The 13,832-nt window shown below is 67.0% G+C and carries 15 protein-coding genes; 7 read left to right on the forward strand and 8 right to left on the reverse strand.

The window, feature by feature from the left end; translation table 11 throughout:
* Positions 1 to 22: 22 nt before the first annotated feature.
* Complete coding sequence (locus RU09_RS16340) at positions 23 to 268, reverse strand: zf-HC2 domain-containing protein (protein WP_042541911.1); 246 nt, start codon at positions 266 to 268, stop codon at positions 23 to 25.
* Positions 265 to 927, reverse strand: a complete 663-nt coding sequence (locus RU09_RS16345; RefSeq protein ID WP_042541912.1) for a sigma-70 family RNA polymerase sigma factor — start codon at positions 925 to 927, stop codon at positions 265 to 267. Before RU09_RS16345 ends, RU09_RS16340 begins: the two co-directional genes overlap by 4 nt.
* A gap of 69 nt (positions 928 to 996) precedes the next feature.
* Here RU09_RS16345 and aroA point away from each other — a divergent pair, with 69 nt between their 5' ends.
* Genes aroA through bcp form a run of 3 tightly spaced genes read left to right on the forward strand, consistent with a single transcriptional unit; the run spans position 997 to position 3,875 of the window.
* On the forward strand, positions 997 to 2,322 hold the full coding sequence (gene aroA, locus RU09_RS16350) for a 3-phosphoshikimate 1-carboxyvinyltransferase (RefSeq protein ID WP_042541913.1): 1,326 nt from the start codon (positions 997 to 999) through the stop codon (positions 2,320 to 2,322).
* On the forward strand, positions 2,319 to 3,392 hold the full coding sequence (gene rsgA, locus RU09_RS16355) for a ribosome small subunit-dependent GTPase A (protein WP_042541914.1): 1,074 nt from the start codon (positions 2,319 to 2,321) through the stop codon (positions 3,390 to 3,392). Before aroA ends, rsgA begins: the two co-directional genes overlap by 4 nt.
* 9 nt (positions 3,393 to 3,401) lie before the next feature.
* Entirely contained in the window at positions 3,402 to 3,875 is a 474-nt protein-coding gene (gene bcp / locus RU09_RS16360) for a thioredoxin-dependent thiol peroxidase (RefSeq protein ID WP_042541915.1), read from the forward strand.
* A 3-nt stretch (positions 3,876 to 3,878) separates the two neighbouring features.
* On the opposite strand, the gene RU09_RS16365 is transcribed toward bcp, so the two are convergent.
* Positions 3,879 to 4,262 carry a hypothetical protein gene (locus RU09_RS16365; protein ID WP_042541916.1) on the reverse strand — a complete coding sequence of 128 codons (384 nt, stop codon included), beginning with the start codon at positions 4,260 to 4,262 and terminating at the stop codon, positions 3,879 to 3,881.
* Positions 4,263 to 4,497: 235 nt separating this feature from the next.
* Between RU09_RS16365 and RU09_RS16370 the strand changes: the two genes are divergently transcribed.
* Complete coding sequence (locus RU09_RS16370) at positions 4,498 to 4,746, forward strand: WhiB family transcriptional regulator (RefSeq protein ID WP_028503730.1); 249 nt, start codon at positions 4,498 to 4,500, stop codon at positions 4,744 to 4,746.
* Between the two features lie 75 nt (positions 4,747 to 4,821).
* Here RU09_RS16370 and RU09_RS16375 read toward each other — a convergent pair whose 3' ends face one another.
* Both RU09_RS16375 and RU09_RS16380 read right to left on the reverse strand, forming a co-directional pair.
* Positions 4,822 to 6,306, reverse strand: coding sequence for a sensor histidine kinase (locus RU09_RS16375; RefSeq protein ID WP_042541917.1), 1,485 nt, complete (start codon positions 6,304 to 6,306; stop codon positions 4,822 to 4,824).
* A 24-nt stretch (positions 6,307 to 6,330) separates the two neighbouring features.
* On the reverse strand, positions 6,331 to 6,717 hold the full coding sequence (locus tag RU09_RS16380) for an Rv3235 family protein (protein WP_181164351.1): 387 nt from the start codon (positions 6,715 to 6,717) through the stop codon (positions 6,331 to 6,333).
* A 127-nt stretch (positions 6,718 to 6,844) separates the two neighbouring features.
* Between RU09_RS16380 and RU09_RS16385 the strand changes: the two genes are divergently transcribed.
* A complete protein-coding gene (locus RU09_RS16385) occupies positions 6,845 to 7,456 on the forward strand; it encodes a hypothetical protein (RefSeq protein WP_042542167.1) in 612 nt (203 codons plus the stop codon).
* Here the strand turns inward: RU09_RS16385 and RU09_RS16390 are convergent.
* Positions 7,444 to 7,722, reverse strand: coding sequence for a helix-turn-helix domain-containing protein (locus RU09_RS16390; RefSeq protein WP_042541919.1), 279 nt, complete (start codon positions 7,720 to 7,722; stop codon positions 7,444 to 7,446). The two genes, RU09_RS16385 and RU09_RS16390, sit on opposite strands and share 13 nt — an antisense overlap.
* Positions 7,723 to 7,819: 97 nt before the next feature.
* On the opposite strand from RU09_RS16390, the gene RU09_RS16395 reads away from it, so the two are divergent.
* Positions 7,820 to 8,440 carry an SAF domain-containing protein gene (locus RU09_RS16395; protein ID WP_042541920.1) on the forward strand — a complete coding sequence of 207 codons (621 nt, stop codon included), beginning with the start codon at positions 7,820 to 7,822 and terminating at the stop codon, positions 8,438 to 8,440.
* Positions 8,437 to 9,678, forward strand: coding sequence for an AAA family ATPase (locus RU09_RS16400; RefSeq protein WP_052493011.1), 1,242 nt, complete (start codon positions 8,437 to 8,439; stop codon positions 9,676 to 9,678). Before RU09_RS16395 ends, RU09_RS16400 begins: the two co-directional genes overlap by 4 nt.
* Here RU09_RS16400 and RU09_RS16405 read toward each other — a convergent pair.
* Positions 9,602 to 10,828, reverse strand: a complete 1,227-nt coding sequence (locus RU09_RS16405) for a pyridoxal phosphate-dependent aminotransferase (RefSeq protein ID WP_042541921.1) — start codon at positions 10,826 to 10,828, stop codon at positions 9,602 to 9,604. The two genes, RU09_RS16400 and RU09_RS16405, sit on opposite strands and share 77 nt — an antisense overlap.
* Positions 10,829 to 10,896: 68 nt before the next feature.
* A complete protein-coding gene (secA, locus tag RU09_RS16410) occupies positions 10,897 to 13,704 on the reverse strand; it encodes a preprotein translocase subunit SecA (RefSeq protein WP_042541922.1) in 2,808 nt (935 codons plus the stop codon).
* Positions 13,705 to 13,832: the final 128 nt, after the last annotated feature.

Raw genomic sequence — 13,832 nt, forward strand, 5'->3', positions numbered from 1 at the left:
GCGCGACGGACCGGGTCCCGCCTCAGTGCTGTGCGGCCTGCACCTCACGCAGTCGAGCGAACACCTGGTCACGCAGCTCTTCGGGTGCCGTCTCCTTGCACGCGCGCGCCACGACCTCGGTGAGGGTCGTTGCCACCAGCGCCTCATCCCGGCAGGACGGGCAGTTCTCGAGATGCTCACGGATCTCGGTGTGCTCGGTGTTGCACACCTCATTGCGGAGGTACTCCTCGAGGTCCTTGCGGGCCTTGTCGCAGCCGCAGTCGGTCATTTCTTGCTCCTCGGGTCGGCCGTGGAGATTCCCCGCTCCGCGGCGTACTCAGCCAGCAGCTCCCGCAGCATGCGCCTGCCTCGATGCAGGCGGCTCATCACGGTGCCGATGGGGGTCTTCATGATGTCCGCGATCTCCTGATAGGCGAAGCCCTCGACATCAGCGAGGTACACCGCCAACCTGAAGTCCTCGGGAACGGCCTGCAACGCGTCCTTGACGACCGATGCGGGCATGTGGTCGATGGCTTCCGCCTCGGCCGAACGGCTGTGCGACGCGGTGGTCGACTCGGCACCGCCCATCTGCCAGTCCTCGAGCTCGTCGATCGTGCCCTGGAACGGCTCGCGCTGCTTCTTGCGGTAGATGTTGATGTACGTGTTGGTGAGGATGCGGTACAGCCACGCCTTCAGGTTCGTGCCCTGCGAGAACGTCGCCCAGGACCCGTATGCCTTGACGAAGGTCTCCTGCACGAGGTCAGCAGCGTCCGCCGGGTTGCGCGTCATGCGCATCGCCGCGGCATAGAGCTGATCCATGAACGGGATCGCCTGTTCCTCGAATTCGCGCCGAGGGTCGCTGACCGTCTCTGCGGTTGCCGTGTCATCCATCACCGGCCAGTCTAGGCGGGTGAGGTCCACCGACTCGCGTTCCAGCGTTGCGAGCATGCTCTCTCCTTGTCGGCGTGCGCCCATATTCGATCGTTCGGACACTCGCGTTTACTAAGGTGGGAACCGATGAGCGCCAACAGGTATTCCCCCTCCCCTGTCCAGGGCGTCTATGTCGCGCCAATCAGCACCGGAGCCGTTCATGCGACCGTGACGATCCCCGGCTCGAAATCGCTCACCAATCGCGAGCTCATCATCGCCGCGATCGCGGACGGACCCGGCAGACTCATCGCTCCTCTGCACTCCGACGATTCCCGCCGCATGATCGAGGCCCTGCGCGCCCTGGGCGTCGGCATCGAGGAGATCGACGGCAACGGAGAGTTCGGGCCCGACCTCGCGATCACGCCGGCCAAGCTCATGGGCGGCACGACGATCGACTGCGGCCAGGCCGGCACGGTGATGCGCTTCATCGCGCCGCTGGCCGGGCTCGCCCAGCGCGACGTGCACCTCACTGCCCACGAGACGGCCCTGCACCGACCGATGGGCGGTCTCATCAGCGCGCTGCGCGACCTCGGAGTCGACATCGACGATGAGGGCACGTGGGCCCTGCCGTTCACCGTCCGCGGCCACGGTCGCATCCGAGGCGGGCGCGTCGAGATCGACGCCTCGGCATCCAGTCAGTTCGTCTCGGGACTCCTGCTCGCCGCCCCGCGCTTCGACGTGGGCCTGCACCTCGTGCACACCGGCGACCATCTGCCGAGCCTGCCTCACATCGACATGACGATCGAGGCGCTGAGCCGTCGCGGCATCCGGATCGAGCGACCAGCCACAGGTGAGTGGCTCGTAGAGGCGGGCGTGCCACGCGCCAAGGAGATCGCGATCGAGCCCGATCTCTCGAACGCGGCGCCGTTCCTCGCCGCTGCACTGGTCACGGGGGGCGCGGTGTCGGTGCCCGGGTGGCCTGTGCACTCCACCCAGCCCGGCGCTCTGCTTCCCGAGATCCTGCAGGCCATGGGTGCGCATGTCGGCCGTCACAGCGGAACGCTGACGGTCCGGGCCGGGGCCGAGATCCGCGGGCTCGACATGGACCTCTCGGCTGCGAGCGAGCTGACCCCGACGCTCGTCGGACTGGCGGCGTTCGCGTCCGGCCCCACCACGATCCGCGGTATCGGTCACATCCGACTCCACGAGACCGATCGCATCGCGGCGCTCGTCGGCAACATCCGCGCCCTCGGCGGCGAGGCGGAAGAGCTCTCCGACGGCCTGCGCATCATTCCCCGACAGCTGCACGGTGGCCGATGGGCGGCGCACCACGACCATCGGATGGCGACGACGGGCGCCCTGATCGGTCTGCGCGTGCCCGGGGTCGAGATCGATGACATCGGCACCACCTCCAAGACGCTTCCGGAGTTCACTCTCCTCTGGGAGCGAATGCTGCGAGGCGCATCCTCGTGAGCTGGCTCGACGACTCCGACGACCTCGACGACGACTTCGAGGACTATGACGAGAGCAGCATCCGCACGCGCCCGAACCCGAAGGCCAACCGCCCTCGCACCAAGCGACGGCCTGCGCATGACGACGCTCAGATCGGCCGCGTCCTCGGCGTGGACCGTGGTCGCTACTCCGTGCTGATCGACGAGGACACGCCTGACGAGCGCATGATCACCGCCGCACGGGCGCGTGAGCTTCGCAGGAACCCGATCGTCACCGGTGATCACGCCAAGGTCGTCGGCGACATCTCAGGCGAAGACGGCACCCTGGCGCGGATCATCGGCATCGCCGATCGCACGTCCCTGCTTCGGCGCAGCGCCGACGATACCGACCAGGTCGAGCGGGTGATCGTCGCGAACGCCGATCAGATGCTCGTCGTCGTCGCCGCCGCCGACCCCGAGCCGCGTGCCCGCCTCGTCGACCGCTACCTCGTGGCCGCGTTGGATGCCGGCGTGCGCCCGCTCCTCGTCGTCACGAAGACGGACCTGGCCGACCCCAGCGCCTTCCTGTCGCATTTCGACGGACTCGACGACCTGCGCGTCTTCACCAGTGCGCAGGACGAGATGCCCGTCGACGAGATCGGTGCTGCCCTCGTCGGGCACTCCACGGTCTTCGTCGGGCATTCGGGTGTGGGCAAGTCGACGCTCGTGAACGCTCTGGTGCCCAGCGCTCTGCGCGCGACGGGGCACGTCAACCAGGTCACCGGACGTGGCCGGCACACCTCTTCGTCGACCGTATCGCTGCGATACGTCAGCCCGGAGGGCAACGGCTGGGTGATCGACACCCCCGGCGTCCGCTCCTTCGGTCTCGGGCATGTGAACCCCGCGAACATCCTCGCCGCCTTCACCGAGCTGGCGGAGATCGCCGAGAAGTGCCCGCGCGGATGCACGCACCTCGCGGATGCTCCGGATTGCGCACTCATCGAAGCGGCCGAGAGCGGCGAGCTGAGCGAGACCGGGCGAGCGCGCCTGGACTCGCTGCAGAGGCTTCTGCAGACGTTCGCCGACAAGGCCGAGCAGACGCCCGGCCGGTAGGCTGGACGTGTGACTGTGCGCCTCGACTCCGGATCCGCTGCCCCCGACTTCGCTCTTCTCGACCAAGACGGCGCGACCGTCCGACTCGACGATCTGCGCGGCCAGAAGACGGTGCTCTATTTCTATCCGGCCGCGATGACGCCAGGGTGCACGACGCAGGCCTGCGACTTCCGCGACAGCATCTCCTCTCTCGAGGGCGCCGGGTACCGCGTGATCGGGGTCTCGCGTGACGAGCCTGCGAAGCTCGCCGAATTCCGCGAGCGCGACGGCCTCACCTTCACCCTTCTCAGCGACCCGGACCACGCCGTGCACACCGCATACGGAGCCTGGGGCGAGAAGATGAACTACGGCAAGGTTGTAGAAGGAGTCATCCGCTCGACCTTCGTTCTCGATGAGCAGGGAACGATCACCCTCGCTCAGTACAACGTCAAGGCGACAGGGCACGTCGCCCGACTGCGCAAGCTGCTCGGCATCGACGCCTGAGAGTCACTCCGCCGGGCGCTCGTTCTCGGCGCGCGTGCTCGCGATCAGCAGCGCGAAGCACAGCAGCGCCGGCAGCCCGACGCCGATGGTGAACGCCCAGGCGATCGGCTGCAGCGTCAGCGAGGCGAGCGCGAGCGCCACGGCGAGCACCTGGAAGACGACCCCACCCGAGCGTGCCCACGAATGGCCCGTCCTGGTTCCGATGGCGAATGCGATGAGAGCGACAGCGCCGATGAGCGTCAGCACGATGAGGGCGAGCGCCGTCGGCAGCGACGCGGCATCACCTGCGCCGAGACCGACGAGCTCGATGAGGGCGAACACGATCAATGCGGCGCCCTCTGCCGCGAGAACCGCGGAAGCCGCCAGAGCGAGGCCGGGTGAGCGCACAGTTGTCTCCTGAGAATCGAATGAGAACGGCGGAAACCCTTGATTTCGCCGGTTTCATGTAACAGAATGGACAGCGTCATGTGCTCCCACAGCGGCGTGGGGCGGGCTTCGCGCTCGCATCACAGAAAGCGGGCATCCGTCCGTATCTCATACAGGGTAGCTGAACCCGATCTGCACCCGAAATCCGAGTCGTCGCAATGCGACGATTTCTGAAACACCACACCGAGGAGCCCCCATGGACTGGCGCGATAAGGCCGCCTGCCTGACTGTCGACCCTGAGCTGTTCTTCCCTGTCGGGAACACCGGTCCGGCCGTCGACCAGATCGAGAAGGCGAAGACCGTCTGCGCCACCTGCACGGTGACCGAGATCTGCCTGCAGTACGCCCTCGAGTCCAGCCAGGACTCGGGCGTGTGGGGAGGCCTCTCCGAAGACGAGCGCCGTGCGCTCAAGCGCCGCGCCGCTCGCGCCCGCCGCGCCTCCTGAGCATCGAGAAGCGGCCCGAGACGATGTCTCGGGCCGCTTCTGTGTCTCCGCTCGACGCTGTGGCCGATCCTCCGGCTACTTCGTCAGCCAGCGAAGCGGGATGTCGATGACGACCTCGGTCCCCTCGCCTTCGCTCCCCCGCCATTCGATCGAGCCGCTGAGCTCGCCCTGGATGAGGGTGCGGATGATCTGCGTTCCCAGTCCCTGACCGATCCGCCCCTCCGGCAGGCCCTTGCCGGTGTCATGCACCGTGACGCGCAGATTCTCCTCGGTGCGCGCCGCATCGATCGTGACCATGCCCTCTTGCCCTGCGAGACCGTGCTCCACGGCATTCGTGACGACCTCGGTGAGAGCGAGAGCCAGCGGCGTGGCATACTCGCTCGGCAGGACGCCGAAGCGACCGGTCGACCGTGTGCGCGCGCGGGTGTTCGGTGCCGATGCGACCTCGGCCACGAGCTTGAGGACGCGATGGAACACCTCGTCGAAGTCGACCTTCTGCGTCAGGCCCTGGGCGAGCGTGTCGTGCACGACGGCGATCGAGTCGACGCGTCTCATCGCCTGAGTCAGCGCATCGCGCGCCTCGTCGGAGTGCGTGCGTCGTGCCTGGATCCGAAGCAGCGACGCGACAGTCTGCAGATTGTTCTTGACTCGGTGGTGGATCTCGCGGATCGTCGCGTCCTTGGTGATCAGCTCCTGCTCCTGGTGGCGCAGCTCCGAGACATCCCGGCACAGCAGGATGGCGCCGATGCGGGTTCCGTGATCCTTGAGCGGGATCGCGCGCAGCGACACGGTGACACCGCGCGCTTCGATGTCGGTCCGCCACGGCGCGCGTCCGGTCACGACGACGGGCAGCGACTCGTCGACCTGTCGGGACGGCGGCACGAGCCTCGTGGTGACCTCTGCGAGGGATTCGCCCTCGAGCTCGTCATCGAACCCCATGCGATTGAACGCCGAGAGTGCGTTCGGGCTTGCGAACGTCGTGATCCCGTCGACGTCGATGCGGATCAGGCCGTCGGACGCGCGCGGCGCGCCGCGGCGAGGGGAGGTCGGAGCCGCCGGATCCGGGAAGCTTCCGTCGGCGATCATGCGGAAGAGGTCGTTGGCGCACTCGTCGAACGTGATCTGCTGCCGAGACGGGGTCCGGGCCTCGCCGAGGTTCGTGTGCCGGGTGACGACGCCGATGACCACGGCCTGGTGCTCTCCGCCGCGACGTTCGTTGACGATCGGCACAGCTCGAACACGCGTCGGGGTCTCTTCGAACCAGTCCGGCGACGACGAGTCGACGATCTCCGCGGATTCGAACGCCCCCTGCACCTGCGTACGCCACTGAGGGCGCACCCGCTCGCCGACGATGTCCCGATAGAAAAGGGTGGCTGCTCCACTCGGACGCGCGTGCGCGACGGCGACGAACGATCCGTCGTCGGTCTCGATCCAGACCACGATGTCCGCCGAGGCGAGGTCCGCGAGAAGCTGACCGTCACCGGCGAGTCGGTGCAGCCACTCGACATCGTTGTCGGCAAGACGGCCCTGGGCATTGGCGAGGTCGCTGAGCGTTGACACCCCACCAGCCTAGAGCGCGCAGCCTCAGAGAACGGCCAGCGACGTCGCACGCCAGCGACGGTCGAGTCCTTCGAGACGGATCGCCACCGCCCGGGTGCGGCCCGGCCCCGCGACGACGACGACTGCTTCGACCTTGCCGTCGACGGGTTCTGTCACGCGGATCGAGAGGATCTCGAAAGTCGGGCGCGCAGGCGAGACCCCCCTCGCGCTGCGCGCCCTCGCCGAGAGGTTCGCCCGCGTCACCAGGCTCCGGTAAGCGTCTTCATTGAACCAGCGGGCGAGCTGATCGACTTCTCTGACTCCCGCGAGCACCTCGAGCACGCCCTGTGTGAGGCTCCGCAGCAGCGGATGCGGATCCGGCAGCTCGGCGCGAGGCGTCGGCTGCGGTGCGAAGTACTCGTGAAGCATCATCTGAGGCACTCTCCATCGGGAAGACTGCGCCAAGTAGAGCATGCGTCCAGTCGCCGTTCGGGTCGCGTTCGGGATCTATGTGGATAACTCGTACATGCCTTCCCGGACATCGCTTACGGTGGGGCGCGTGCACTGGGATCGACTGTTCGAAGACCTCGAAGGCCAGCTCGCCTCGGAGTGGGAGAGCGAGCGCGCGGCGCTGGATGCCGAATCCGAACGATTGCGCATCTCGCGACTCGAGCTTCGCAGCCGTCTCAGGGTTCTCTGCTCCGCAGCAGCTCCGACGACCATCGACCTGCCCGGCGGAACTCGTGTGCGGGCCCGGCTCGACGCGCTCGGCTCGGATTGGATCGCCGCGACGATCGCGCAGGCCGAGGAATCGACCACGACGCGGTCGACCCTGATCGTTCCTTTGCACGCGGTGCGCGGGCTGACCGTCGATCATGGCCTGCTGCTGTCCAGTCTGGACGAGCATGACGGCTCCGCGCCTGTGCTCCGCGAGCGCATGTCGCTCGGCTTCGTTCTGCGTGATCTCGCCAGGCGGCGGGTGCCGGTGCGAATAGTCAGCGTCGACGACTCCAACATGCACGGAACGATCGACAGGGCGGGAGCGGATCATCTGGACCTCGCTCTGCATGATCCTGGCGAGGCGCGGATCGCCTCGGCCGTCCGCAGCTTTCAGATCATCCCGTTCGCCGCGGTGTCCTCGGTGCAGACCGTCGGAGATCAGATGCCGTGACGGCGGGATGTACCCCAGACCTCCGGGAAGCTCGCCTCGTTGGCCTGACGCCACAGGGCCATCCGTCTGGCCTCTTCCGACTGCTCGTCGAGATACTCCGAAAGGCTCGACTCCTCGATGCGCCATCTGGCCGGTGCGCCGAGCTTGGACCCGCGCAGACGCCCCTCGTAGACGAGCTCGATGACTTCGTCGACCTCGATGCTCAGCAGCTCCGCCACCTGGGCCGGCGCGAGGAAGCCCTGCGCGGGCTGAGAGGAATGAGGCATGCTCCCATTGTCCTCCTGCCGTGCCGGAGCACCAGCGCCGATCCGATGCTGTGGATAAGTCTCGAACGGGCTCATCGATTTCTGTGACCATGTCGACATGAGCAAGTTCGTCCGTTCCCGCCGCGCCGTCTGGGGTGACGCCCGTTTTCTGATCGGCATCGCGGTCGTCGCGTTGTCGATCGGCGGCGTGTGGGCCGTCGTCTCCTCCTCCGGCACCACGACGCCGGTGCTTCAGGCGACGCGCACGATCGCTCTCGGTGAAGCGCTCGTCTCGGAAGACTTCCAAGTGGTCGAAGTCGGACTCGGCACGGTGACGGACCGCTACCTGGCACCGCAAGAGCTGCACGCCGGCCAGGTCGCGTCCCGCACGGTCTTCGCAGGAGAGCTCCTGGCCACCTCTGCCGCTGAGAGCGCCGATGCCAACAGGACGACCACGATCGTCGTCGAGAGCAGCACGGGGATCCCGGCCGATGTCGCCGCCGGGAGCGTCATCGAGCTCTGGCATTCGCCACCGGTCGACGACAGCGGCAGTCAGGGTCCGCCTCGTATCCTCGTGGCCGACGCCATCGTCACATCGGTCACGAAGGCGGAGGGGATGCTCTCGGCCGACGGCACGACCGCCGAGGTCGTGATCGACCGAGCGGATGTCGCCGAGGTGCTGGCCGCGATCACCGGCGGCTCTGTCCTCTCGGTCGTGCCGATCGGTTCGACCTCATGACCTCGGTCCTCGTCGCTGTTCCGGAAGCCCGCGCGCGAGGTCTGGCCGACGAGCTCGAGATGGAGGGGATCACTGTGGTCTCCGTCGTGCCGCCGAACAGAGTCCTTCCTCTGCCCGAAGGCGTCGATGCGGCCATCGTCGTCGCCACCCGCGCCGTTCTGACATCCGAGCTCGTCGCCGAGTGCGACAGGGCTGGCGTGCGGATCATCCCGCTCGGCGACAGCGACAGCAGGTTGCTCGGACGCTACGGACTCACCACCGCGCTTCCGGCTGATGCGAACGGCTGGGAAGTCGCGGCAGCACTCACCGCTGATATCCCGCGCATCACCGGGCATGAAGCATCACCTCCGCATCGCGTCACGGTCGTTTGGGGCCCCTCCGGCGCCCCTGGCAGGTCGACCATCGCGATCCAACTCGCAGTCGAACTCTGCCGGACGGGGCGGCGCGCCGCCCTGGTCGATGCCGACACCGTCGCTCCGTCACTTGCGCTGCTTCTGGGGCTCAGCGACGATGCGCCCGGCATCGCCGCCGCGTGCCGACGCGCAGAACTCGGCGCACTCGACTCAGCCGAGCTCACGAGGCTGGCGACGATCCTCGCGACGAGCGCAGGCGAGATCGAGGTCCTCGGCGGCATCAATCGGCCAGGGCGCTGGCCGGAACTCGGAGCGAGTCGTCTGCAGACCACTCTGCGCGCCTGCCGCAGCTGGGCGGAGGAGACCGTCGTCGACGTGGCGAGCGCCTTCGACGCGGACGACGAAGCGACCTACGACCTCGCCGGACCGCGCCGTCACGCGGCCACGGTCGCGGCGCTGCAGGAGGCGGATGCGATCATCGCGGTCGCGTCGGCCGACCCGCTCGGCATCAGTCGCTTCGTGAGGGAGCATGCCGAGCTCCGACGACTCACGGCCCCCACGCCCATCAGGGTCGTGGTGAACCGCGTCCGACCCGGCCCCCTGGGCATCGACGCGCGTGGTCAGATCCGGCGCACTCTCGAGAGATTCGCGGGCATCACCGACATCGCGTTCCTGCCGTTCGATCAGCGCGCCGCTGACTCCGCTCTGCTGCACGCCCGCCCGATGGCAGACCTCACCCCGCGTTCGACCCTGATCGCCGGCGTGCGTCGCATCGCCGAGACGTACAGCTCGGCGACGTCGCACACGTCTACTGGCGGTAGCTCGAGAGGAAGTTCCCGAGGCGCTCGACGGCTTCTGCGAGCACACGAGGCTCGGGGAGCGTGACCAGCCTGAGGTGGTCGGGCGTCGGCCAGTTGAAGCCGGTCCCCTGCACGAGAAGGATGTGCTCGGAGACCAACAGGTCGTAGACCAGCTTCGCATCGTCCCTGATCTCGTGGACATTCGGGTCGAGACGAGGGAAGGCGTACAGGGCACCGACCGGCTTGACGCAGGAGACACCGGGAATCGACTCGAGCCCCTCCCACGCGATGTCGCGCTGCTCGTGCAGGCGTCCGGTCGGAGCGATCAGCGCATCGATCGACTGCACTCCCCCGAGAGCCGCCTGCACCGCGTACTGCGCGGGGACGTTCGGGCAGAGGCGCGTGGACGCGAGGAGGTTGATCCCCTCGAGGAACCCCTTCGCGTGGTCCTGCGGCCCGGTGATCACAAGCCATCCGGACCGGAATCCGGCGACTCGATAGGTCTTCGAGAGCCCGTTGAACGTCAGGCACAGGAGATCAGGCGCCAGCGTGGCTGTCGGGATGTGCACCGCACCGTCGAACAGGATGCGGTCGTAGATCTCATCGGACAGCAGCAGCAGCTGGTTCTCCCTCGCGATCTGAACCATCCCCTCGAGGACCTCGCGAGAGTAGACCACGCCGGTCGGGTTGTTGGGGTTGATGATCACGAGTGCTTTGGTGCGAGGAGTGATCTTCGATCGGATGTCCTCGAGGTCGGGCTGCCAGCCGTTGTCCTCGTCGCAGAGGTAATGCACGGGAGTGCCGTCAGCCAGACTCGTCATGGCAGTCCACAGCGGATAGTCGGGGGCCGGGATGAGCACCTCATCGCCCTCGTCGAGGAGCGCCTGCATCGTCATCGTGATGAGCTCGGACACGCCGTTTCCGAGGAAGACGTCCTCGGGATCGAACCGGGGGAACCCGGGGATCTCCTCATACCGGCTGACCACGGCGCGGCGTGCCGAGATGATCCCCTTGCTGTCGCTGTATCCGTGCGCGGTCGGAAGCGCCGCGAGCATGTCGTGCACGATCTGGTGGGGTGCCTCGAAGCCGAAGATGGCGGGGTTCCCCGTGTTGAGCTTGAGGATCCGGTGTCCCTCGGCCTCGAGCCGCGCCGCCTCGACGAGCGTGTTTCCACGGATCTCGTACAGGACGTTCTTGAGCTTCGACGACTGGTCGAAGTGGCGCGTTGGTGTCATTGCGCAAGCCTACAATGACGCGAAGAAGGGCCGATCCATCCGGACCGGCCCCTCATCGAACTTCCTGGCTACTTCTTCTTCTTGCTCTGCGCCCGGCGCTGCTCACGGTTGCCGGCAGGTGCTGCGGGGGCCTCCGTGCGCTGGCCGAATGCACCGCGCGGAGCATCCTCTGCGTCGGCCGGCTCGGCCGGCGCCTGACGCGCCGCAGCCGCCTGGCGGAGCTTCTCGGTCGCAGCCTGCTGAACCTGTCCTCGGTCGTCTCGGACCTCGACCTCGCCGGCATCGTTCGCCGCTGAGTACTCGAGGCGCTGGTCTCCGCCGCCTTCGGCGAGGCCCTTGGCCTCGACCTCGGCAGTCTGCGAGTCGCCCGCCCGGCGGACCTCGACCTCGAGGTTGTAGAGGTACCCGACGGACTCCTCCTTGATCTGACCCATCATCGACTGGAACATCGCGTAGCCCTCGCGCTGGTACTCGATGAGCGGGTCGCGCTGCGCCATCGCGCGAAGACCGATGCCGTCTTTGAGATAGTCCATCTCGTAGAGGTGATCGCGCCAGCGACGGTCGAGCACCTGGAGCACGACACGACGCTCGAGCTCGCGGGTGGCCGCTTCTCCGAGCGACTCTTCGCGGGTCTCGTAGGCGATCTTCGCGTCCGAGAGCAGTTCGCGGGTCAGACCGTCCGCAGTGATGCCGCCCTTGCGGCCGGCGGCCTCGGACACGACCTCGTCGATCGTCACGCTGACCGGGTAGAGCGTCTTGAGCTCCGTCCAGAGTGCGTCGAAGTCCCAGCTCTCGTTGTGCCCCTCGCCTGTGTGATCCCGCACCACGCCGCTGATCGCGTCTTCTATGAAGTGCTGCACCCGATCGGCGATGTCGTCGCCCTGCAGGATGTGGCGACGGTCGGCGTAGATCGCCTCACGCTGACGATTCAGGACGTCATCGTACTTGAGGACGTTCTTTCGCATCTCGGCGTTGCGGGACTCGACCTGCGACTGGGCGCTGCGGATTGCCCGCGACACGAGACCCGACTCGATCGGGACGTCGTCGGGGAAGTTGGTGCGGGCCAGGATCGCCTCGGCGGCCCCCGACTGGAACAGACGCATCAGGTCGTCGGTGAGGCTCAGGTAGAAGCGGCTCTCACCCGGGTCGCCCTGACGACCGGAACGGCCTCGCAGCTGATTGTCGATCCGACGCGACTCGTGGCGCTCGGTGCCCAGGACGTAGAGGCCGCCGGCCTCGATGACCTTCTCGGCCTCCTCTGCCACGATCGCCTTCATCGACTCGTAGGTCTCGTCCCACGCGACCTCGTACTCCTCGGGCGTCTCGACCGGGTCGAGCCCCTTGCCCTTGAGTTCCTGCACGGCGAGGAACTCGGCGTTGCCGCCGAGCATGATGTCGGTTCCACGGCCGGCCATGTTGGTGGCGACGGTGACGGCGCCGAGTCGTCCGGCGCGTGCAACGATCTCGGCCTCGCGCGCGTGGTTCTTCGCGTTCAGGACCTCGTGCTTGACGCCCTTCTTCGCGAGGAGTCGCGACAGGTACTCGCTCTTCTCCACGCTGACGGTGCCGACCAGCACCGGCTGGCCGCTCGCGTGGCGCTCGGCGATGTCCTCGACGACCTGGGCGAACTTGGCGGTCTCGTTCTTGTAGACCAGATCCGACTGATCCTTGCGGATCATCGGCCGGTTCGTGGGAATCGGGATGACGCCGAGCTTGTAGGTCGACATGAACTCGGCCGCCTCGGTCTCGGCGGTACCGGTCATGCCGGCGAGCTTGTCGTAGAGACGGAAGTAGTTCTGCAGCGTGACGGTGGCGAGAGTCTGGTTCTCGGCCTTGACCGGCACGGCCTCCTTCGCCTCGATGGCCTGATGGATGCCCTCGTTGTAGCGGCGGCCGACCAGGATGCGGCCGGTGTGCTCGTCGACGATCATGACCTCGTCGTTCATGACGACGTAGTCGGTGTCTTTCTTGAAGAGCGCGAGAGCCTTGATCGAGTTGTTGAGGAACGAGATCAGGGGGGTGTTCGCGGACTCGTAGAGGTTGTCGATGCCGAGGTAGTCCTCGACCTTCTCGATGCCGGGTTCGAGCACGCCGACGGTGCGCTTCTTCTCGTCGACCTCGTAGTCGACGCCTGCTTCGAGGGTGCGGGCGATCTTCGCGAACTCGGCGAACCAGCGGTTGGCCTCACCTGACGAAGGGCCTGAGATGATCAACGGCGTCCGAGCCTCGTCGATGAGGATCGAGTCGACCTCGTCGACGATCGCGAAGTAGTGCTCACGCTGGACGAGGTCTTCCTTGCGCCACGCCATGTTGTCGCGAAGGTAATCGAAGCCGAACTCGTTGTTCGTCCCGTAGGTGATGTCCGACGCGTACTGCTCGCGGCGGACAGCCGGCGTCTGACCGGAGACGATGATGCCCGTCGACATGCCGAGTGCCCGGTACACGCGGCCCATGAGCTCGGCCTGGTAGCTCGCGAGGAAGTCGTTGACCGTGATCACGTGGACGCCCTCGCCCGCAATCGCATTCAGGTAGGCCGGGAACGTGGCGACCAGGGTCTTTCCCTCACCGGTCTTCATCTCGGCGATGTTGCCGAGGTGGAGTGCGGCACCACCCATGATCTGCACGTCGTACGCACGCATGCCGAGCGTGCGCTTCGCCGCCTCACGCACCGCGGCGAACGCCTCGGGCATGAGCTGGTCGAGAGACTCGCCCTTCGCGAACCGCTCGCGCAGCTCGGCGGTCTCGTTGCGCAGTTCGTCGTCCGTGAGCTTGGAGATGTCCTCTTCCAGCGCGTTCACGGCCTTGACCACCTGGTTCAGGCGACGGATGACCCGCCCTTCTCCAGCGCGCAGCAGCTTCTCAAGAGGATTCGCCACAGATGTCATCTCCCTGTCGATGGTTCCGGCGGCGCCGCTTGTCGGGCGCGTGCCAGGCATACCTTGTCATGTTACCCGTCCGTGACCTGGACGTCGTCCGCATGGCGCGCCGCCATGACATTTCCGAG

The organism is Microbacterium sp. MEJ108Y (genome assembly GCF_000834175.1).
Taxonomy (GTDB): Bacteria; Actinomycetota; Actinomycetes; order Actinomycetales; family Microbacteriaceae; genus Microbacterium; species Microbacterium forte.

What these genes read in the sequence shown, in the direction of transcription:
- RU09_RS16345 (WP_042541912.1), bottom strand. Translation starts at nt 927, where the DNA reads ATGCTCGCAACGCTGGAACGCGAGTCGGTGGACCTCACCCGCCTAGAC.
- RU09_RS16395 (WP_042541920.1), top strand. Translation starts at nt 7,820, where the DNA reads ATGAGCAAGTTCGTCCGTTCCCGCCGCGCCGTCTGGGGTGACGCCCGT.
- RU09_RS16340 (WP_042541911.1), bottom strand. Translation starts at nt 268, where the DNA reads ATGACCGACTGCGGCTGCGACAAGGCCCGCAAGGACCTCGAGGAGTAC.
- RU09_RS16390 (WP_042541919.1), bottom strand. Translation starts at nt 7,722, where the DNA reads ATGCCTCATTCCTCTCAGCCCGCGCAGGGCTTCCTCGCGCCGGCCCAG.
- aroA (WP_042541913.1), top strand. Translation starts at nt 997, where the DNA reads ATGAGCGCCAACAGGTATTCCCCCTCCCCTGTCCAGGGCGTCTATGTC.
- RU09_RS16370 (WP_028503730.1), top strand. Translation starts at nt 4,498, where the DNA reads ATGGACTGGCGCGATAAGGCCGCCTGCCTGACTGTCGACCCTGAGCTG.
- RU09_RS16405 (WP_042541921.1), bottom strand. Translation starts at nt 10,828, where the DNA reads ATGACACCAACGCGCCACTTCGACCAGTCGTCGAAGCTCAAGAACGTC.
- RU09_RS16380 (WP_181164351.1), bottom strand. Translation starts at nt 6,717, where the DNA reads ATGATGCTTCACGAGTACTTCGCACCGCAGCCGACGCCTCGCGCCGAG.
- RU09_RS16400 (WP_052493011.1), top strand. Translation starts at nt 8,437, where the DNA reads ATGACCTCGGTCCTCGTCGCTGTTCCGGAAGCCCGCGCGCGAGGTCTG.